The 21,973-nt window shown below is 33.7% G+C and carries 18 protein-coding genes; 13 read left to right on the plus strand and 5 right to left on the minus strand.

The genetic code is table 11. The annotated features are described in order from the left end of the window. Positions 1–32 precede the first annotated feature (32 nt). Genes BUC11_RS05185 through BUC11_RS05200 form a run of 4 tightly spaced genes read left to right on the plus strand, consistent with a single transcriptional unit; the run spans position 33 to position 2,322 of the window. Positions 33–275, plus strand: a complete 243-nt coding sequence (locus tag BUC11_RS05185) for a DUF3098 domain-containing protein (protein ID WP_073352586.1) — start codon at positions 33–35, stop codon at positions 273–275. Beyond that, positions 276–1,085, plus strand: coding sequence for an undecaprenyl-diphosphate phosphatase (locus BUC11_RS05190; RefSeq protein WP_073352587.1), 810 nt, complete (start codon positions 276–278; stop codon positions 1,083–1,085). It begins immediately after the preceding gene. Positions 1,086–1,091: 6 nt separating this feature from the next. Further along, on the plus strand, positions 1,092–1,793 hold the full coding sequence (gene truB / locus BUC11_RS05195) for a tRNA pseudouridine(55) synthase TruB (protein ID WP_073352590.1): 702 nt from the start codon (positions 1,092–1,094) through the stop codon (positions 1,791–1,793). 4 nt (positions 1,794–1,797) lie between these two features. Beyond that, positions 1,798–2,322, plus strand: a complete 525-nt coding sequence (locus tag BUC11_RS05200) for a hypothetical protein (protein ID WP_231379712.1) — start codon at positions 1,798–1,800, stop codon at positions 2,320–2,322. Positions 2,323–2,738: 416 nt separating this feature from the next. Here the strand turns inward: BUC11_RS05200 and BUC11_RS05205 are convergent, their stop codons facing one another. After that, a complete protein-coding gene (locus BUC11_RS05205) occupies positions 2,739–3,356 on the minus strand; it encodes a thioredoxin family protein (protein ID WP_073352645.1) in 618 nt (205 codons plus the stop codon). Positions 3,357–3,462: 106 nt separating this feature from the next. On the opposite strand from BUC11_RS05205, the gene BUC11_RS05210 reads away from it, so the two are divergent. The 5 genes from BUC11_RS05210 to BUC11_RS05230 all read left to right on the plus strand — a co-directional run bounded on the left by BUC11_RS05210 (position 3,463) and on the right by BUC11_RS05230 (position 8,227). Next, a complete protein-coding gene (locus BUC11_RS05210; protein WP_073352592.1) occupies positions 3,463–4,242 on the plus strand; it encodes a patatin-like phospholipase family protein in 780 nt (259 codons plus the stop codon). A 67-nt stretch (positions 4,243–4,309) separates the two neighbouring features. Next, the gene (pyrH, locus tag BUC11_RS05215; RefSeq protein WP_073352594.1) at positions 4,310–5,017 is read left to right on the plus strand and encodes a UMP kinase; all 708 of its coding nucleotides are present in this window, start codon (positions 4,310–4,312) and stop codon (positions 5,015–5,017) included. Between the two features lie 70 nt (positions 5,018–5,087). Further along, positions 5,088–5,651: a ribosome recycling factor gene (frr, locus tag BUC11_RS05220; protein ID WP_066075279.1), complete on the plus strand. Its 564-nt coding sequence runs from the start codon at positions 5,088–5,090 to the stop codon at positions 5,649–5,651. 142 nt (positions 5,652–5,793) lie between these two features. After that, positions 5,794–7,635, plus strand: a complete 1,842-nt coding sequence (locus tag BUC11_RS05225; RefSeq protein WP_073352596.1) for a hypothetical protein — start codon at positions 5,794–5,796, stop codon at positions 7,633–7,635. 10 nt (positions 7,636–7,645) lie between these two features. Next, entirely contained in the window at positions 7,646–8,227 is a 582-nt protein-coding gene (locus BUC11_RS05230; RefSeq protein WP_073352598.1) for a hypothetical protein, read from the plus strand. Positions 8,228–8,988: 761 nt separating this feature from the next. Here BUC11_RS05230 and BUC11_RS05235 read toward each other — a convergent pair. The 3 genes from BUC11_RS05235 to BUC11_RS05245 form a co-directional block, all read right to left on the minus strand. Further along, positions 8,989–9,294, minus strand: coding sequence for a heavy metal-binding domain-containing protein (locus BUC11_RS05235; protein ID WP_073352602.1), 306 nt, complete (start codon positions 9,292–9,294; stop codon positions 8,989–8,991). Between the two features lie 167 nt (positions 9,295–9,461). Next, the gene (locus BUC11_RS05240) at positions 9,462–9,791 is read right to left on the minus strand and encodes a DMT family transporter (protein ID WP_073352604.1); all 330 of its coding nucleotides are present in this window, start codon (positions 9,789–9,791) and stop codon (positions 9,462–9,464) included. 1 nt (position 9,792) lies between these two features. Continuing rightward, complete coding sequence (locus tag BUC11_RS05245; protein WP_073352605.1) at positions 9,793–12,063, minus strand: cation:proton antiporter; 2,271 nt, start codon at positions 12,061–12,063, stop codon at positions 9,793–9,795. 196 nt (positions 12,064–12,259) lie between these two features. Between BUC11_RS05245 and BUC11_RS05250 the strand changes: the two genes are divergently transcribed. Together BUC11_RS05250 and BUC11_RS05255 are read left to right on the plus strand one after the other, a co-directional pair. Continuing rightward, a complete protein-coding gene (locus BUC11_RS05250; protein WP_073352607.1) occupies positions 12,260–14,674 on the plus strand; it encodes an efflux RND transporter permease subunit in 2,415 nt (804 codons plus the stop codon). A 13-nt stretch (positions 14,675–14,687) separates the two neighbouring features. After that, positions 14,688–14,984, plus strand: a complete 297-nt coding sequence (locus tag BUC11_RS05255; RefSeq protein ID WP_073352609.1) for a hypothetical protein — start codon at positions 14,688–14,690, stop codon at positions 14,982–14,984. 167 nt (positions 14,985–15,151) lie between these two features. Here BUC11_RS05255 and BUC11_RS05260 read toward each other — a convergent pair whose 3' ends face one another. Continuing rightward, on the minus strand, positions 15,152–15,610 hold the full coding sequence (locus BUC11_RS05260; protein ID WP_073352611.1) for an RNA methyltransferase: 459 nt from the start codon (positions 15,608–15,610) through the stop codon (positions 15,152–15,154). Positions 15,611–16,354: 744 nt separating this feature from the next. On the opposite strand from BUC11_RS05260, the gene BUC11_RS05265 reads away from it, so the two are divergent. Together BUC11_RS05265 and asnS are read left to right on the plus strand one after the other, a co-directional pair. Then, a complete protein-coding gene (locus BUC11_RS05265) occupies positions 16,355–20,161 on the plus strand; it encodes a T9SS type B sorting domain-containing protein (protein WP_175547732.1) in 3,807 nt (1,268 codons plus the stop codon). A gap of 308 nt (positions 20,162–20,469) precedes the next feature. After that, complete coding sequence (asnS, locus tag BUC11_RS05270) at positions 20,470–21,906, plus strand: asparagine--tRNA ligase (protein ID WP_073352616.1); 1,437 nt, start codon at positions 20,470–20,472, stop codon at positions 21,904–21,906. Positions 21,907–21,973: the final 67 nt, after the last annotated feature.

A 21,973-nucleotide genomic window follows, 5' to 3' on the forward strand; every position in this document is an offset into this window, starting at 1 on the left:
GATTTAAAAAAAAGTATTAAAATTCAGCATAAATGAAAAATAACGAACAGCAACCCGAATTTCTTTTTGATAAAATAAATTACAAAATTCTACTGATTGGAATTGGAGTAATTGCCTTAGGATTTATTCTAATGTCGGGAGGCGGAAGTGACGATCCTAATGCATTTAGTGAGGAAATCTTTAACTTCCGAAGAATTCGATTGGCGCCAACTACCGTTTTAATTGGTTTTGGAATTACCATTTATGCGATTCTTAAAAATCCAAAAAAAGCATAAATGAATATAATACAGGCTTTTTTAATTGCCATTATCGAAGGATTAACGGAATATCTTCCTGTTTCTTCAACTGCTCACATGGTTTTTATGAGTTCTTATTTTGGAATTCAAGAGGATGATTTTGTAAAACTATTTCAAGTTTCTATTCAGTTTGGAGCCATATTGGCTGTTGTGGCTTTGTATTGGAAAAAATTTTTCGATTTCTCCAAATTCAACTTTTATATTAAACTTGTATTTGCTGTAATTCCAGCGTTGGTTTTAGGAAAGTTATTTGATGATAAAATTGAAGCCATCCTTGGTGATCCAATTCCTATTGCGATTGTATTGATACTGGGTGGGATTATTTTACTTTTTATCGACAGTCGGTTTCAAAACCCAACAGTTGTCAAAGAAGAAGACATTACTGTAAAGAAAGCAGTAATTATTGGTTTTTGGCAATGCTTGGCAATGATGCCAGGAACAAGTCGTTCTGCTGCTTCCATTATTGGAGGAATGCAACAAGGATTAACGCGTCATGTAGCCGCAGAATTCTCTTTCTTTTTAGCGGTCCCTACCATGATGGCCGTGACCTGTTATTCCGTATTCTTGAAAACGTACGAAACCTCACAGATGAAAGGGTACGAATTGATTTTAAAATCAAATGAAAACATACAATTGTTCTTATTAGGAAATGTTGTTGCTTTTATAGTTGCCATTATAGCGATTAAATTCTTTATTGAAATCATCAAAAAATACGGTTTTAAACCTTGGGGTTGGTACCGCATAATAGTAGGAATATTTTTGTTGATTTACTTTTCATATTTTAAATAATCCCCTTTGAAAACAGCCGAAGACTACCAAAACGGACAAATTTTACTCATTGATAAACCATTACATTGGAGTTCCTTTCAGGCGGTAAATAAATTGAAATATGCCCTAATTAATAAACTGGGACTTCCAAAGAAATTTAAGATTGGCCATGCCGGAACTTTAGATCCTTTGGCTACTGGATTATTATTAGTTTGCACCGGAAAATTTACCAAAAGAATTACTGAACTTCAGGGTCAAGCCAAAGAATACACCGGAACATTTTATATTGGCGCAACTACGCCTTCCTATGATTTAGAAACGGAAATCGACCAAACTTTCCCAACAGTACATATTGATGAAGCTTTAATTCATGAAACTGTCAAACAATTTTTAGGCGAAATAGACCAAAAACCGCCGATTTATTCTGCTATAAAAAAAGATGGAGTTCGCTTGTATGAGCATGCTCGGGCAGGAGAAATCATTGAAATTGCCAGTAGAAAAACAACCATTCACGAATTTGAAATTACCAAGATAGCACTTCCAATAATTGATTTTAGAGTGGTGTGCAGCAAGGGAACCTATATTCGTTCTTTGGCTTATGATTTTGGTAAAGCAATGCATTCCGGCTCTCACTTAACTGCTTTACGCCGAACTAAAATTGGTGACTACGATGTAAACAACGGTGTAGATGTTGTTCAATTTGAAGCTAGTCTAACGGAAAGCACCTAATAATTTGAGAATTTCTATTCTTTACGTTTTCCTGATCACCTGTTTTGCTTATTCGCAAAATGATAATCGCACTTACCTACAATTTGACGTAGCCGTACCTCTAAAAGGAAACCCAGATCGCGAAGAAATAAACCCCAATGGCAATACAAATAAGTCGTGGTTCCTTCCTGATGGTCTGAGCAGTAAAATAGGGTTTGGATTGCATTACAATCAGTGGATTGCTTTAGGCATTCACTCCGGAATAGATTGGAAATGGTACGACAAACTAGTTATAGTTCCTGTTTTTATTAATGTGAAATTAAGTCCAAAAATAGGGGACAATACCAGACTTGCGCTACAATTGGGTTCAGGAAAAGCAATTGCTCTGGGTCGCGGCGCTTTAACAGGAGGTTATAAAAAAATAAACTTGGGTGTACAAACTGCAGATGACCTCCTTATATTTATTGAACTAAATCAATTTAAGATTCCTTTTGGCAATCTAAAAGAGAATGGAAGCATTAGTTTAGGTCTTTCTCTAATCACTTTTTAAAGTAAAATCCTTATCAAAAAGCAAAAACACATGACAAATCCTGTAATTGAACTTGCGATGTGCTTTTTCTAAAAAATTACAGTAGTTTTAAACCATACTTTTTTCGTTTAACCGGCTACTGTCTTTTGTTAATAATTAGCTACGTCTTTACCTCCAAATAGCAAGTACGATAAATAATCATAAACTCTTTCCAATAAATTTTTCATAATGATGTTTTTTTAATTGTTATACAATAGTTAAACATCCATAAAAAAGTAAATCAAATAATAGACTTGGTTGGCAAAGAGCAATTTACGAAATTTTTCGCTGTATAAAAATTTAAATTCGAGAAAATGTCTAATGGATTTGAGTTTGAAGGATCGTATTAATTCTTCCTTCAAATAAAATAGTGTTAGTTGTAAGCTTCGGAAATAAATTTAGCGTTCCTTATATGCATCTAATTCTAGCATTGCGCCCACCAACTCTTTTTGAGTAGTAATGCCTTTATCATGCAAGTACCAAAGTTGCAAATTGGTTTTTAATGTTTCATCAATAACTCCAAATTCTTTTTTATAATCCGCTACCAATTCTACTGCAGCTTGCGGTCTTGGACCCCACTTCCCTAAAGCACTTCCTGTTTCTTTATCTAAAAATATTACTATGGGAATTGCTTTTTTATTATTAGTTAAAAACAAATTCATTAACTCTTCGTTTTCATCTCGCAGCACAATTCTCAATTCTATTTTACCAGATTCCACTGCCATCTTATTCATGATAGGAAGCAATTGTGCAGCATCACCGCACCAACCTTCAGAAATTATCAACCAAATGTATTCTCCGTTTAGCGCCTTTAGTTTAGAGGTAGTTTCGTCTGTTATTTTAATCGTTTTGTCTAAACGGTTCATTCGGGTTTCATTCAACTCACTATAATGGGTTAAATCCTCTGATTGTTCGTTTCCGGTTGATTTTTTTTCAAGCAATAAATCGGCAATTAATTTTCTATATTCTAAATAGGAATGACTATTAAACAATGCTTTAGCTATTGGAATTTTCATAATGAATATTTTGTTTTTAACAAAGTTACCATAAATTTGAATTTTAATCATGACATATATCACATTCAATTGGTCAAAAAGAGTAATTTTATAACAAATAGTTACAATGGATTTAAAAACAAAATCGATAGGATTGGTACTTTCCGGTGGAGGCTCTAAAGGCTTAGCACACGCTGGAGTTATAAAATTTTTAGAAGAACAAAATATTAAGCCTTCGCAAATAGCAGGCACGAGTGCGGGATCCATTGTTGGTGCATTATATGCTTGGGGACAAAGTCCGGAAGAAATTTTAGAATTTTTCAAATCCATTTATCTTTTTCATTGGAAGCATTTAACGTTCAAAAAAGCAGGATTAATTGATTCTGAATCCTTTCGAAGTTATTTTCACAGTATTTTCAAGGATGCCGTTTTAGGCGATTTAAAAATCCCTATTCAAATAACGGCTACGGATATGATTCGGGGGAAACTAAAAATATTTAGTCCAAGCACAAAAATTGTTGATGCAATTTTAGCCTCATCAGCCTTTCCTGGAATTTTATCCCCATATGAAATAGAGGGCAATATTTACAGTGATGGTGGCATCCTAAATCATTTTCCTACTGATATTTTACAAGGACAATGTGAAACGGTAATAGGGGTTTATGTGAGTCCAATTCAAAAAATTGAAGCCAAAGATCTCAATTCTATCAAGGCAGTTACTACTCGAGCTTTTGATATTCTTTCGGCAAATTCAAATAGGCATAAATTTAATATTTGTGATTGGGTTATAGAGCCCAAAGATTTGTGTTTATACAGCACCTTTGAAACTAGCAAAGTAAAAATGAATGCCGTTTTCAACATTGGCTATGAAGCCGCAAAAAAATCACACGAAAAACTTACTTTATAAAATTTAAGCAACATTATATTAGAAAAGAAGAATATTCTATATTTGCACCAATCAACTCAACACACACATGAAATACAAAAGAATTCTTCTGAAACTAAGTGGCGAAGCTTTAATGGGCGACTTGCAATACGGAATTGACCCAAAAAGATTGGCTGAATATGCTGACGAAATCAAGCAAATTCATGACAAAGGAGTAGAAATTGCCATTGTTATAGGTGGTGGAAATATTTTTAGAGGAGTTGCCGGAGCTAGTGCAGGAATGGATCGTGTGCAAGGCGATTACATGGGAATGCTGGCCACTGTTATCAATGGAATGGCATTACAAGGAGCACTGGAAGAAAAAGGGATGAAAACCCGTTTGCAAACCGCATTAAAAATGGAGTCCATTGCAGAGCCTTATATCAAAAGAAGAGCAGATCGTCATCTTGAAAAAAGAAGAATTGTGATTTTTGGCGCAGGTACAGGAAATCCCTATTTTACAACGGATACCGCTGCTGTTTTACGAGGCATAGAAATCAATGCTAATGTAATCCTAAAAGGAACTCGTGTGGATGGAGTGTATGATTGTGATCCAGAGAAAAATGCCGCTGCAATTAAATTTGATACGATCACCTTTGATGATGTGCTTAAAAAAGGATTGAATGTAATGGACACCACTGCATTTACCTTGAGCCAGGAAAACAAATTGCCAATCGTAGTTTTCGACATGAACAAAGTAGGAAATCTATTGAAAATTTGTGCTGGAGAAAACATAGGAACTGTAGTAAACGTATAAATAAACTTTTCAGTGTTCACAATACAGTAAAATTGAACACTGAATACCGAACACTGAATATTAAGAAATTATGACCGAAGAAATTGAATTTATATTAGACAGTACTAAAGAATCTATGACGGGTTCTATTGCGCATTTAGAAAAAGAATTTTTGAATATTCGTGCCGGAAAAGCATCTCCAGCCATGCTTGGAAGTGTTTTTGTAGATTATTATGGATCTGCAACACCGCTATCTCAAGTTTCAAAAATTAGTGTTCCAGATGCTAGAACCATTACTTTACAGCCTTTTGAAAAAAACATGCTGCAAGTCATTGAAAAAGCAATTATGATTGCAAACATTGGTTTTAATCCAATGAACAATGGTGATGTAATTATCATTAGCGTTCCCGCATTGACAGAGGAAAGAAGACGCGATCTAGCAAAACAAGCCAAAGTTGAAGCTGAAGACGCTAAAGTAGGTATTCGAAATGCTCGTAAAGATGCCAATACCGAAATCAAAAAGCTGGAAAAAGACGGGACTTCAGAGGACATTTGCAAATCTGCCGAAGATGAAGTGCAAAATCTAACCAATACATTTATCCGTAAAATAGATGAACTTTTAGTGGTGAAAGAAGCTGAAATTATGAAGGTGTAAAATCATCTTAACTTATATTTGAAACCCGTCCCGTTATTGTAACAGGGCGGGTTTTTTGTTTTTTTGTAAATATCACTAAAAGTGGGTATTGTAACTTATAAAATAAATCCTATTTTTATAAAATATTAATTAACCAAAAAAAATGAAAACAAACAAACAAACACGATACAAAAGGCAGACATTATTTGCTGTAATTATGGTATTTGTCTTGTCACTTTTTCAATCGTGTAGTCCCGAAGAGGTGGTGCTACAAAATGAATCTCTAACCAAATCGAGAGATTATAGTTTCAAAAAAATAAATTTTTTAGAATTAAAAAAAATAAACAATCAAGCATTTATTGAATCAGCAAAACTCAAAAATGTTGTAGCGAGTGATAAAAATAAAACATCAAACTCAACATTTAATTACGATATAGATCTACAAAATATTCAATATGTAAAAAGAGCAAATGATGACGAAACATTCTCTTTTCGTATATTTCAAGTTCCAACAGCTACTTTTCAACAAAATATTATTGTTGAATTTAAAAAAAATGAAGAACCTCAAAGTTATTTAGTGACCTACTATTTAAATAAACAGGTAAACCAAATTAACAATAGTAATGATTTTATTCGTGCCATAAAAAGTACATTAACTGTAAAAATAGAAAATCAGTTAAAAACCCACAGAACAACTAGTGGTGGTTGTTTACAGGTAGGATATTATGAAGAGGTTGATGCCTGCGAAGGTAACCTTGATACCAGTCCGCGTTGTTATAACAGTGATGGGACAAGAGCTACAATTAATGTTTTCAAAGTAATAGATAGTGCTTGTTCTACAGGTGGTGGCCCTACAGATTTTATTCCACTAGCCTCACAATGGGATTTCTCTAATACCTCTAGTAGTAATCCTTATTCTGAATATACAGGTACTACTACTGGCGGAAGCACTGCAGGTGGAGGAACTACTGATTTAAATATTTTTTTACCAAATTATTTTGAAGGTAGCGATTTGAGTGATCCCGCTGTACAAAACATGTTACAAATTAATCAATTCATTACTACTTTATACAATTCGAGTAATGAAATCAAGGGAGTTATTGACAATACAGAGTGGCTAATGGCTTACACCAATTATTGGATTGGCACAAATGGAGGCTTAACCTCATCGAATCAAATTGCGCTAACATATGCTTTTAATAATATCCCAACAATATTTAATCAATATTACAACAATGACTATACACCTAGTCAAGTTGCAAATTTTAAGTTTAGTGTATTTCAATTTTTACTCTATCATGGTGAATGGTTGTCAAATCTAGACCTCCAAATTCAAATAAGCATTTTAGAAACCATTACTAGTTTTGAACAAATTGAATTTGTTAATGGAACAATAAATTTTATGATTGAAAATCCGGAAGTAACATATTTTGACTATATAAAACCACCATTTATATGGAAATATATTGGAGATGACGGAAACACTTTCAATGATTTAAACCCCTCAAAAGAACCTTTTTTCAAATTCGACCCAACAGATAATTATGAAAAAACATATCCCAAATTTACGTATTTAGCAAAAAATTTAAAAACATTTGTAAAAAACAACCCCAAGGTATTAGAAGCATTAAAAACTTACTCAGGTTTTAGCAAACAGAAAATTTTAGACGATTTAACGTTTGGCCAAGGACCAGTTATAAAAGTTGAGGAAATGTATGGGAGATATGGTTTTTTCAATAAAAATAAAGGAATCAATACTTTACACATCAATGCTAGCTATGTTCGAGGTTTAGAAAGTGCATATTATGAAAGTACAAGAGAAGCAACTGCGTTTTTACTTGCTGTTACAATATTACATGAATTTGTTCATTACAGTACAAATAAGAATAATATAAGTGAAGGTGCTTATGATTTTGGTAAAGGCTTTGAGAGAGATGCATTCAACGTGCTAATAGAATATGACAACGCAGGTAATGTTGTGATTAAATTTAGTAATTATTTTTAATTCCATAAAAATGAAAAAGTCCATTTTATTATGTTTGTTAGTTATTATTTATGCAAGCTGCCAAAAAAAGCATAATGATGTTTTTTACGATATTTTAGATGATAACTTTTTAGTGTTGTCGGATACTATTGCTTATGACCATAATTCTTTTTTTATAACTCCAAATGATTCTATAAAAACAAATAGCACTAGATCAAAAGATTATAAAATTTGTATAGAAAAAAAAATCATAGATTCAAGGGAATATGTTCCCGGTATTCTCAAGGAATTAGAAGGAACTACTTATACTAAATACTTAAAATTATTAGAAAAACATCCCTATTCAAAATTAAAATTAATTGATTTAAAAAAATTAAAATCAATTGGGAAATTTAAGCTAATTGCTTTATCAAACCCTAAAATAAACAAAGATTTTGAAAGTAAATATATAGGTATAATACGATTTTATAAACCTTTTATTAATGAAAAGTATGCAATTCTGATTTATTCAAAACAATCATCTCAAAAAGACGGGGTTGTTAATGCCTGCTTGTTTAAAAAAGAAGAAGGTCATTGGAAATTGGAGAAAAAAATAGAATTAGAAAGATGGTAATTTTTTGATTTTAAACTGAATTACCCTGCTGGCGTGAGCGTCCCGCTCGTGATAATTCTTAATGGATAATATTATTGAGGTTTGTTCTAGTGTATTTAGCTTTCTTTTGAAGTATGTTGCGATATAAATTGTGTTCACGAGCGAGACGCTCGCGTGAGCTAGGGAAGTGGAGCTTTCATATGAGATAATAATTCTAACGGAACAATAATCTCAATTAAAAAGTTATAATGGAAAAAATAGTAAATGATTATAGTATTGAATTAATTATTTGGCAAATATTTTTAGTGATATTGCTCCTAATAATTATTTATTTTGTAGTTAAACTTTACAAAAAACTTAACAACTTACAAATAAAAACAAGTGAGTAAATTTAGTTAATCGAATTCAAAAAAAGCCATGTTGAGGCAAGCATTCAGTCAATAACAATTCTTGGAGGCAAATGTAATTGAGGTTTGTGCTAGTATTTAGCTTTCTTTTGAATTTTGGTAGAATATGAATTATTTTCATGACCGGGACGTTCGTGTGAGCGGTGTCGAAATCATGAAGGTGTAATTCCAGTTCAACTTATATTTAAAACCCGTTCTGTTATTGTGACAGGGCGGGTTTTTTATGATTTCATGAGATTTTGAATGGAACTATTTCTGTGATTGAGCAATACACTAAAGCCAACTATGACTAACCGATTAATTATATATACCATTTGATGTTAAGAAACTCCTTGTACTTAGTAAATAAACAGTAAACTGTATCTTTTATACTACTTACCGTTTTACTATACTCACAGCAGTCCCAGTAATGATAACCGCAATTAATCCTTCACCGCTTTTAAGTTCTACATCTACTTGAATTCCTACCACAGCATTAGCATTCATTTTCTCGGCATTTACTTTTAAATTAGCAAATGCTTGATCTTTTACATCAGCTATACTTTCGCTAATTTCTGCATAATATTTTTGCATATTAAAAGTCAAACCCATTTTTTGCATGTTTACAGCAGTTCCAGAAACTATTCCGTTATACTCAAGTATTTTATAATCGTCTACAGAATTGGTTGTTGTTAAAATCATTTTTATAAAGTTTGAATTATTTATTGGCAATAAGACCGAATTTTACCAATATTGTTATATAGTTTTGTGTTGTTAAGCTGTGATAAGATACTGATAAATAAAATGACTATAGTTCAAAAAGCAAGGATAAAAAACAAATGACTTCCTAGTATAGTCAGCAAAACCTATTAATGACTCGAGACAAACTTCAGTCCAATAATAGAACTGATTAGCGTGGTGATGAAAAATATTCTCCAAAAATCAGCAGGCTCTTTAAAAATAAAAATCCCTACCAAAACCGTTCCCACAGCTCCAATTCCCGTCCAAACCGCATACGCTGTTCCAATAGGCAATGTTTGTGTCGCTTTGTAAAGCAACATCATACTTATTGTCAAGCAAACCAAAAATCCGCCCAACCATAATGTTGCCGTCATTCCGGTGCTTTCTTTGGCTTTGCCCAAACAAGTAGCAAAACCAACTTCAAAAAGACCCCCGATAATTAATAAAATCCAATTCATATTACTGTTTTAAAATTAATACGGAAGGAACGTCGCTGAGCCAGATACTTCTGGAATCAACTAACTGTTTCCAACTTTCAAGACTAATTAACATTAAATCCTGTTGGTCTAAAAATTCCTTTTTAATAGTTTTATCGGTTATCAAACTAATGTTATTTGGATATTTTTGTTCCAATGAATCAATCGCACTCTTGATTACAAAATTAGTAGTGACATATCCATTAACATCCAAAATAACAATTTTAGTATTATTGTTGTAAATTAATTTTTGGATATAATCAATCACAAACGAATCCTCTGGACTAAAAATTGGAATAAAAACATGTTTGACTTGTTGTAAATCCTTATCAATCAAAATCCCGATTGGCATTTTGGTTTTGGAAATAATTTGTCTGGTTCTTTCATCAAATGGAGAATTTTCAAACAAGCCTTCTTTCCCGGTGAACTTATCAATTAAACGATCTGGATTGATTATTCTAGTTGTAAAACCAATTACTTTACCCAGAATCGTACCTTCAAAAATAGATTTCCCCAATCCTATCAATAACAAATCATAATCGCCTTGATTGGCGACGTCAGCAATTTCGGTTTGAATATCCATCGTTGCCTTGAAGATGGTCGTGATATCCTGTTTCAGCAGTTGCGATTCTTCCACAATTGGGTAAAAACTATTTTTCTCTTTATCATCCATATTAAAAGTGTGCATCTCATCACTCAAAGACAAATGCATTACCGTAATACTGGAGCTGTTTTTTTGCTTTTTAATTAGACTGTTGGCCAAGCGCAACAACGATTTTCCTTTTTCATTGTTTCCAAATGAAATTAAAACGCGGTATTTATTATGGTTTGTTGGCTCCAGAATTTCAACACCATCTTTAGTTTTAAAGATGTAATTGATTAAATCCAAAGCTGGTCCAGTCATAAAAGTGGTAACCAAAGCCATAATGACCATCATGGTGAACACTTCGGGAGTTAAAACTTTTAGTTCTAAACCGATGTTCAAGACAATCAATTCCATTAAACCTCTGGTGTTCATCAAGGCTCCAATGGTTAAACTGTCACGCCACGTCTGACCTACAAATTTCGCTGCCAAAGCGCTACCTAAAAACTTCCCTACTACAGCTACCAAAATAATAAAACCGGTAACTTTCCATAAATACGGATCATTTATCAGACCAATTTCGGTTTTCAAACCCGTGAATACAAAAAACAAAGGCAGTAAAAGTATCAAAGCTACGTCCTCTACTTTTTCTATGAAAATGGTTCTAAATTTTGGAACATCTGGCATAATAGCTCCGGCCATAAATGCTCCAAATAAGGCATGAATACCAATCACCTCAGTGGCATAAGACGAAATGATTAAAACGAGAAAAAAGATAGCTACAACTGGTTTAATTATGGTGTCTTTTGAACCATACAAGTCTCCAATTCTTTTTAAAAATGGCTTTACAATGTAAATCATAGCTAGCACATAAATAACTGCCAGCAGGATAATATATAATGAACTAACAAAAGTTCCCGCTTTTACAATGGCAATAACCACAGCCAAAATACACCAAGCCGTAATATCATCTGCAGCGGCACACGTAATGACAATAGCTCCTAATTTCGTTTTATGAATCCCCCGTTCTTGTACAATTCTGGCCAATACCGGAAAAGCAGTGATACTCAAAGCAATTCCCATAAACAAACTGAAAGACAAAAACTTTACCCCTTCCGGAGCAAATCGATTGTATACAAAATAGGCCAAACCAATCCCTAGCGCAAAAGGAATAACAATACTAGCATGACTGATTACCACGGCTTCATTTGCTTTGTTCTTCAGCACTTTCAAATCGAGTTCCATGCCGATGACGAACATAAATAAAATCAACCCAATCTGACTTAAAAACTTCAGATTACCCAAAGATTCAACGGGAAATAAGGCTGCTGAAAATTCTGGAAAATACATCCCCACTAACGAGGGTCCAAGAACAATTCCGGCAATTATCTCACCAATTACGGAGGGCTGGCCAATTTTTTTGAAGATCCAGCCAAAGACACGCGCAACAAGAATAATAGTTATAATTTGGGCTAATAGAATAGCCAAAGGATCCTGAAAATTATACTGCATCGAACTCAAAAAATCGCCCCAAGAACCATTTCCGCTCTCCGGCGTCTCAATTGTTTTAGCCACTTCTAAATGTTTGCCTTTGGTGATAATCCAATACATTAAAGCTGTAAAACCGCCTGTTACAATCAAATAAAAAATGGTATTTTTATAATTCTTCATATCCTATCCTAGGTGATTATCCTCAACTATAGTAACTGAAGACGCGGACTCAAATGTATCATTTATATTTTAATTTTTTTCTAATTACAAATAAAATAAAAATCAAACCGCCAGATCAAAAACCAACAAAAATAGTATACTAAAACCAATGATTTATAGCGGTTTTAACTACCTTTGCAGCCTTTATAAAGTAAATATGAACAAGTGGTTTAGTTTGGGATTTTGGGAATTAATAGCTCGGATAGTCCTTAGAAATAGAATTTTAATGTTATCCATTATTGTCGTGATAACAGCGCTATTAGCCTTACAGTGGAAAAATATTCAGTTTTCATTCACCGAAGCTAATTTATTACCTGATGACAATATTGTTAATATTGAGTACAATGCCTTTCTAAATAGATTTGGAGAAGAAGGAAACTTGATTGTTGTTGGGGTAAAAGACGATACTTTTTTTTCGCCCAAAGCCTTTGCTGCTTGGAACAAATTAATGACTGCTATAAAAGCGCAGAAGGAAGTTGATTTAGTCGTTTCTATCAATGATTTAAAGAAGCTCAAGAAAAACGACTCTTTGCAGACTTTTGAACTTATCCCTTTTGTAGATCTAAATAAAACTAACAGTCAGGAATATTTAAATAGCATTAAAAAAGATTTGTTCCAAAACATGCCTTTTTATGAAGGGTTGCTTTTTAATAAAAAAAGCGGGAGTATCCGTTCTGCAATCTATTTAGACAAACAAATTGTCAATACAGCAGGCCGAAAAGATTATATTGTAAATGATTTTATTCCAAAGATCAATGCTTTCGAAAAAGAAACTGGGATAGACTTGCGTGTTTCTGGAATGCCTTACATTCGCACCTTGAATGCCATGAGCATTTTAAACGAAATTAGTTTATTTATTGGCGCTTCGCTATTGCTCACCTCCTTGATATTTTTCTTCTTTTTCCGTTCATTTAGAGCAACTTTAATCGCTATTTTAATTGTGATTATTGGAGTGATGTGGACTTTTGGATTATTAGGATTGTTCAATTATCACATCACAGTACTTACTGCATTAGTGCCAACGCTAGTTATCGTAATTGGAATCCCGAATTGTATTTTCTTGACTAATAAATACCAGCAAGAATACAGCGCACACAGGAATAAAGCAAAAGCATTACAGCGCGTCATTACCAAAGTAGGGACCGCCACTTTAATGACCAATTTAACCACAGCAGCTGGATTTGCTACTTTTATTATTACTAGTAGTCAACTTTTAAAGGAATTTGGAATTATATCTTCATTGAGCATTGTGTCTCTATTTTTCCTATGTTTGATTGTAATTCCTATTTATTACAGTTATCAACCCGTTCCCAAACAAAAGCATTTAGAACACCTCAACCGCAATTATACCCGCGTATTTATTAATTGGATTGAAAAAACAGTAAAACACAACAGACGTTATGTTTATAGCATTGCCTTGATTGTATTTTTAGTAAGCATCATAGGTGCTCTTAAAATTAAAACCTCTGGAAGTTTGATTGAAGACATGCCTAAAAATACCAGTTTTTACAAAGATATTTTATTTTTTGAAAATGAATTTGAAGGAATCATGCCGCTTGAGATTACAGTTGATACCAAACGAAAAAAAGGGGTTATGAAACTGTCTACTTTGAGTAAAATGGACGAATTGCAACAAACCATAGAAGAAATTCCAGAACTGTCTAAACCTATTTCAATATTAAATTTAGTTAAATATTCTAAACAAGCCTACTACAACGGTAACCCTGAATATTATGATTTGCCTAGCTCGCAAGAGCAAAGTTTTATTTTGGGCTATGCTAAAAACGCCACTAAAAACACTAAGGATAACTTAATGAAGAGCTATGTAGATAGCACAGGGCAAGTCGCTAGAATTACCACATTTATGAGAGATATTGGTACGGGAAACATGGCTAAAATTGAAGACAAGCTTTGGACTAAAGCCAATGCCGTTTTCCCAAAAGACCGCTACAATGTGGTAATGACTGGAAAGGCACTAGTATTTGAAAAAGGAACGCAGTATTTATTAGACAACTTAGTTAGCTCCTTATTGTTTGCGGTATTCTTGATTTCGTTATTAATGGTTTTTATGTTTCGTTCTTTCAAAATGGTGGTAGTGTCTTTGATTCCAAATTTACTGCCGCTCGTGATCACCGCTGGATTAATGGGTTATTTCGGAATTCCATTAAAACCTTCCACTATTTTAGTCTTTAGTATTGCATTTGGATTATCGGTAGATGACACCATTCACTTCTTGGCTCAATACCGTCAAGAATTAAAACAGAACAATTGGAAAATTAAAAAATCCGTTTTTGCTACCATCAAAGAATCGGGCATCAGCATGTTCTATACTTCAGTAGTATTATTTGTTGGTTTCTCCGTGTTTATGCTCTCTGATTTTGGTGGAACTGTCGCTTTGGGAGGATTGATTGCCATTACACTCGCTTTTGGTATGTTGTCTAACCTGATGTTGTTGCCTTGTCTAGTCCTTACCTTAAACAAATCATTAACCAACAAACAAGAATTCATCGAACCAAAAATCGACATTTTGAATAACCCAAATGAAGAAATTGAGGATTTAGAAAAAAATTAAATAAATTTAAATTATGAAAAATCTATTAAAAAGTACTGGACTAATTGTTTTGTTCGTTGGATTGTTTATTTCTTGTGGTGACTTATCTCAAAAAGCAGAGGAAAAAATCAATGAGTTAAATAGTAAAACCGATAAATTGGATTCGCTAGTAAACAAAGAGCTAAAGAAGGTAAATGCACTTGATTCTTTAATCTCTAAAGAAGGCGCTAAAGTAAAAAGACTGGATTCCTTAATTAATAAGTCAACCTCAAAAATTGACTCCATTGCAAATACTAAAATAAATTTATTAAAGAACCTCAATAATAAGTAAAGGAATAAAATACAAAAGTTCTGCTTTGGGGTTTGGATGCGGTACAAGCAGATATTTTTAATTCTGTTTGTAGTCATCAGGGAAATCAATCATTCCGCAATCCATAAAGTTTCCAGTTGCCCGGATGTGATTTTTACCTCTACCCGTTTTTCGTAGCGGTAATTTTTTTAAGATCTGGGCTTATTTAGACCTCTATCATACAGTACAATACTTCCTGCAACGGATACGTTTAAGCTTTTTTCGGATTTGAATTTGACCAAATAGTGACATTTCTCAATCGCTTTTTTGGTAAGACCATTATCCTCCGCTCCTAATAAATAAACACAACGTCTTGGATGGTTGAATGTCTCTAAATCTGATGCATTTTCATCCAGCTCTACCCCAACTAAACGAGCGCCTTTAGGTAAATTTTTATAGAAATCGTCAAACGATTCATAATGAAAATAAGGTATTGATTTTACCGCATTGTGCGTATCGCAGGCTTGCTTAGCATAGCGATTCCCAATCGTAAAAATATAACTGGCGCCTAAATTTTGCGCCGTTCGCCATAAAACCCCTAAGTTTTCCGGTGTTTTACCGTTTTGAATTCCGATGCCAAAATATTCTGTTACAAAATTGTCGTTCATGGTGCACAAATACAAAGTGTTGAGTAGTTTGCCAAGTTTTAAATATTGTTAAAAACCGATTGTTTTCTGACAGCGAAATATAGAAATAATTGTGGATTTGTTCTTTCACCGCAAAGTTTCCAACTTTGAGCCCATGATTTAACTAACAATCAAAAAACATAGACTATTTCTAAGATAGAAAAACAAACTTTTCATCTTGTACAAATTACAAGTCACATCAATGAGCAAATTACCTCCCCAAACATCTGTTTTAAACCCAACCATAACAGAAAAAAGCCCTTCAAAAACTGTTATTCCACTGCACCCTAGCAAGGATAGTCCAGAAGCCTCGGAAAAAATCCTTTTACTTTTTGTTACAAAAAGTAAGATATAGCCAATAGCGGGAAATAGCTCCAGATTGACTACATGAGATTTAAAACCTCACTAAAAAGAGTGTTAACTATTTTAGATCACCTTTGCTACTTCCTTCTTTAAATGACATATTGGAGTCATCGTATAACATTTAAGTTATCACAGTAAACTTAAAAAAACTAATTAAAAAATAAACAAGCAATTCAAGTGTTTTAGCATTTTTTATAAGTTACTTCTCAAACAGTAAGACCTACATTCTCTCGTAACTTTGAAAGATCTTTCACAAGTTAAAAAACCAAATTTTCCTACTAATCTCATACTGCCACAAAAATAAGATGTATATTTAGCTACCTTTTCATGATATATGCTATGTGTAAAATTTTTACATTTTTAATGCTTTTACTTTCTTTATCATTATCTGCTCAAGGCGAAGCTAATATTTGGTATTTTGGTGAACGTGCAGGATTAGACTTTAACAGTGGCTCTCCAGTTGCTTTAACTAACGGAAAATTAAGTACTACCGAAGGCTGTGCAACAATATCTAACAGTTCAGGACAATTATTATTTTATACCGATGGTGTAACTGTCTATAATAAAAATCATACTATTATGATTAACGGCAGTAATCTCAAAGGTCATTTCTCTAGTTCACAATCTGCTATTATAGTAAAAAAACCAAATTCCGCATCAATTTATTATATTTTTACCGCTGACGTTCAAGGATCTAACGAAGGAATATGCTACTCTGAAGTAGATTTATCTCTAGATGGAGGTTTAGGAGCGGTTACATCCATTAAAAATAATTTATTAATTACGCCACCTGCTGAAAAATTAACAGCGGTTTTAAATAAAACGGGAGAGGGAATATGGGTCATGTGTCATGGATTTGGAAATAATAATTTCTACGCATTCGCCGTTGATAACTCAGGGGTAAATACAAATCCAGTTATAAGCAACGCTGGTGTAGAAATAGGAGGAGCAGGAGATGCTATTGGTTACATGAAAGTATCTCCATTAGGGGATAAATTAATTTGTGCTAATAATTTAAATTTAACTGAACTATTTGATTTTAATAACGAAACTGGTGTTGTAAGTAATCCTCGATTGATTACGGATAAACCAAAGAGTTATGGCGTAGAATTTTCACCATCTGGAAAAATTGCCTACCTAACAACGGGAAGTGATATTCTTGATAAGTTCGAAGTCAATCAATATGATTTAACAGCAGCTGATATACCTGGTTCTGAAATTATTTTATCATCTAAACCTAACTTTAGATATCGGTCATCTGCTTTGCAGATAGCTCCTGATGGAAAGATCTACATAGCCAATTTTATCACACCTTATTTAAGCGCCATAACTAAACCTAATGTACTGGGTTTAGGCTGTGCTTTTGAATTAAATGCTGTTAGCCTTAACGAAAGACTATCTTTTGCGGGGCTACCTCAATTTACACCATCTAATCTTCGTGTCACCATAAAAACGGAAAATAACTGTTTGGGTGAAATGATTGCATTTTCATTAATTAGCAATCAGGAAGTTATTGCTGCACAATGGGATTTTGGTGATGGTAATTCGTCAACTGACATTAACCCCACACCTATTTATTCCTCAGCAGGCAATTACACCGTCTCCGTAAAAGCAACATCAAGAACAGGTACCATAACAGAAACGGAAGATATTGTTATTTACGAAGTCCCAACAGCTTCTCAGCCACAAAACATTCTAGTTTGTGATACCAATAATGATGGTTTTACTGCTTTTGATTTGACATCTCAAAATGCCGCAATACTTAACGGTCAAGATCCCGCTTCATATGAGGTAAACTATTATGCTAACACTACTGACTATGCTAATGATTTAATTATTAATACTCCAAATACCTATACAAACACTACTGCTTATCAATCACAAACGATTATTGTTGCAGTAACAAATAAAGCTAATCCTTCTTGCAAAAGCAGCACTTCATTTTCAATTGCAGTTTTTGAAAAACCAATGCCAAGAATTTCAACTGCTATTCCAGACTATTTAGTTTGCGATGATACGAGTATTGGCAATGATAGCGATGGACGCGTTCTATTTGATTTAACTCAAAAAGCTGTACCGATTTTAAACGGTCAATCCGCGACACAATTTTTATTTTCTTACTACAAAGATGTGGCTTTTACCCAAAATATTGGAGCTCCATCTGCTTACGCAAATACTAATCCTATAGAAACGATTTATGTTAAAATGTATAACAAAGACAATCCAATCTGTTTTGCAACAACTTCCTTCACAATTCAGGTGATTGCGTTACCTAATATCAATCAAAATGTCGATTTAAAACAATGCGATGATGATATTAATGGTTTTAGTATTTTTAATTTAGAAGAAGCAATCCCAAAAATAACAGCAAATGCAGCTAACGAAAGCATCACTTTTTTTACCACTCAAATTGATGCAGAAAATAATAGTAACCCCACAACTAATTCAACTAGTTACAGTAATCAAATGATCAATACTGATATTGTTTTTGCACGGATTTCAAATTCTAATGACTGTTTTAGAATTGCTACAGTAAACCTAATTGTTTCTACTACGCAAATTCCGATTAATTTTACAAGAAATTTTGCAGTTTGCGATGATGCCATTTTAGGTACCAATACTGACGGTATTGCCAGTTTTGATTTTAGTAGTTTTGATAATGAAATCGCAGCTATTTTTCCAATCGGCCAACAACTAGATATTACTTACTATCGCAATCTAAATGATGCTTTAACAGAAAAAAACACAATTTTAGATATTACAAATTATAGGAATATAGGATATCCAAATTCACAAAAGATCTTTGTTCGTGTGGATAGTAAACTAAATAATGATTGTTTAGGATTAGGATCTCCTATTCAGCTAACTGTTGAATCAATTCCGGTTATGCAACTTATAAAAGAGATACAATGTGATGACGACCAAGACGGACTTTTTGCTTTTGACACGGCTACCATTCAAACCCGATTATTGAATGGTTCAACTAATGTCACGTTGGATTACTTTGATCAAAATAATAATCAATTAGCAAGTCCGCTACCTAATCCTTTTATAACTCGGTCGCAAATAATAAAAGTAAAGGCGACCAATACTACATTAACCGCTTGTTCCTATGAGACAACAGTAGAATTTGTAGTTTCTGATCTGCCAGAAGCCTACCCTATTCCTTCCAATTTAATAACTGTTTGTGATGATGAAATAGATCCTATTAAGCAAGACGGAAAATATGCTTTTGACACTGCCACTTTTCAAAACACCATCCTAGGAGGACAAACCGGAATGACAGTAAAATATTTTGATGCCAATGACAACTTGCTTTCAAGTCCGTTACCCAATCCGTTTGTAACCACTTCACAAAATATAAGAATTGAAGTTATCAATGCAACAAATACTACCTGTAAAGCAACAATGATTTTACCCTTTGAAGTTCATCCAGTACCAGCGATAACCTTAACTGGTGTGGAATGGCTATGCAGTAATATTAGTTCTTTTACCAAAACAATCAATGCGGGCCTTGTCGATGAATTATTAAAAGATATTTACACTTATGAGTGGACTTATAACGGAGAGCTAGTTACTGGCGAGTCCCAATACACTTTAACAGTCAACAAATCTGGAACCTATACCGTAAAAGCAACTACTGACAAAGGGTGTTCCAGAACCAGAGTCATTAAGGTTTCTAATTCAAATATTGCTAAAATAGAAGATATAAAAATAGAAGATCTTACTTCTTCAAATAGCATTCAAGTATCCGTAACAGGTACAGGAAATTATGTCTATGCTTTAGATGAAGAGAATGGGAACTATCAAAAAGAAAGCCTTTTCACTAATGTTACTGCGGGAATTCATACGGTTTTTGTAAAAGACTTGAATGGTTGTGGAATTGTCCTACAAGAAGTAGCGCTACTTGGAATTCCAAATTTCTTCACCCCTAATCAAGATGGATTTAATGATTATTGGAATATCAAAGGGGTTAATAATTCTTTCAATAATAAAACAATCATTCATATTTATGATCGATATGGGAAATTAATAGATACGTTGAATCCATTAAATCAAGGTTGGGATGGTACATTTAACGGGCAACCTTTACCTTCTGACGACTATTGGTACACTATAGAATTGGAAGATGGTAGAATTGTGAAAGGACATTTTACATTAAAAAGATAACGCTACAATAGCCTAAACCTAGAAAATTAGCAAAAATTTTTAAACTGAATTTGCATTAAATCTAATGAGTTATTCTTTACTTCAATAGTAACTTCCTAATTCCACTACTCCCTAGCCCCGATAGAAATGGAAATCCTTATTGTTTTTGCTTTCAAAAAACAATAAGATTGTAATGGATAGCGGGAAATAGCTCCAAAAAACAAAAACAGCTTTGGAATGCTTCGTTTCTCACCGTGACAATTACAAACAAATCATTTATATTTGCAGTTGGTTATAAGACAATTTTTAATATCAACTATATACATAAAATGAGACATACAAAAGTTAAAGACTTACTAAACAGTACCACGACGCTTCATGAAGTAAATGCAAAAGGATGGGTGAGAACTTTTAGAAACAATCAATTTATTGCCTTAAACGATGGCTCGACCATTGATAATATACAATGTGTTGTCGATTTTGAGAATACGCCAGACGAAACCTTGAAGAGAATTACGACTGGAGCAGCGATATCCGTTACAGGAACGTTGGTAGAAAGCAAAGGTGCCGGACAGAAATTTGAAATTCAAGTGGCTAAACTAGAAATCCTAGGCGACTCTGATGCAGAGAAATTCCCGATACAACCAAAGAACAAACCGAGCTTGGATTTCTTGCGTGAAAATGCGCATTTAAGAGTTCGTACTAATATGTTTGGAGCGATTATGAGAGTACGCTCCGTATTATCATATGCGGTTCACAGCTATTTTCAGGAAAAAGGTTTTGTGTATGTAAATACGCCAATCATCACGGGATCAGATGCGGAAGGTGCAGGTGAAATGTTTAAAGTTACCGCTTTGCCATTTGACGGAACACCAAGAACTGAAGACGGAAAAGTGAATTATAAAGAAGATTTCTTCGGTAAAGAGACCAACCTTACGGTTTCGGGGCAATTAGAAGGAGAAACTTTCGCAATGGCTTTGGGTCAGATTTATACTTTTGGACCAACCTTTAGAGCCGAAAACTCAAATACGTCGCGTCACCTGGCCGAATTTTGGATGATCGAGCCAGAGGTTGCGTTCAATGATTTGAATGACAATATGGACTTGGCAGAAGATTTTATTCAGTACGTAATTAAATACGCATTGGATAAATGTCCAGAGGATTTGAAGTTCCTAGAGACGCGTTTGTTAGACGAAGAAAAATCAAAACCGGTTGCTGAAAGAAGCGAAATGGCTTTGCTTGACAAATTAAATTTTGTTTTGGAAAACAATTTCAAACGTGTTTCATACACCGAAGCAATTGACATTTTAAGAGATTGTACGCCTAACAAAAAGAAAAAATTCAACTATATCATTAACGAATGGGGCGCTGATTTACAAAGTGAGCACGAGCGCTATTTGGTAGAAAAACACTTTAAATGTCCGGTAATCTTGTTTGATTACCCGGCAAATATCAAAGCATTTTACATGCGTTTGAACGAAGACGGAAAAACGGTTCGCGCCATGGATATTCTTTTCCCAGGAATTGGAGAAATCGTGGGAGGTTCACAAAGAGAGGAACGTTTTGATGTTTTAGTCGAAAAAATGAAAGCCTTAGGAATTGACGAAGAAGAATTATGGTGGTATTTGGATACCCGAAGATTCGGTTCAGCAGTTCACTCTGGTTTCGGACTTGGATTCGAAAGATTGGTTTTATTCGTAACGGGAATGACAAACATTCGTGACGTAATTCCTTTCCCGAGAACGCCAATGAATGCAGAATTTTAAAAATTTGTTTCAGGTTTAAAGTTTAAAGTTGTGGAACGTTCTGCAACCTTAAACTTTAAACCTTAAA

Origin of the sequence: Flavobacterium xanthum, from assembly GCF_900142695.1 — a bacterium.
In the GTDB taxonomy this organism is placed as follows: Bacteria; Bacteroidota; Bacteroidia; order Flavobacteriales; family Flavobacteriaceae; genus Flavobacterium; species Flavobacterium xanthum.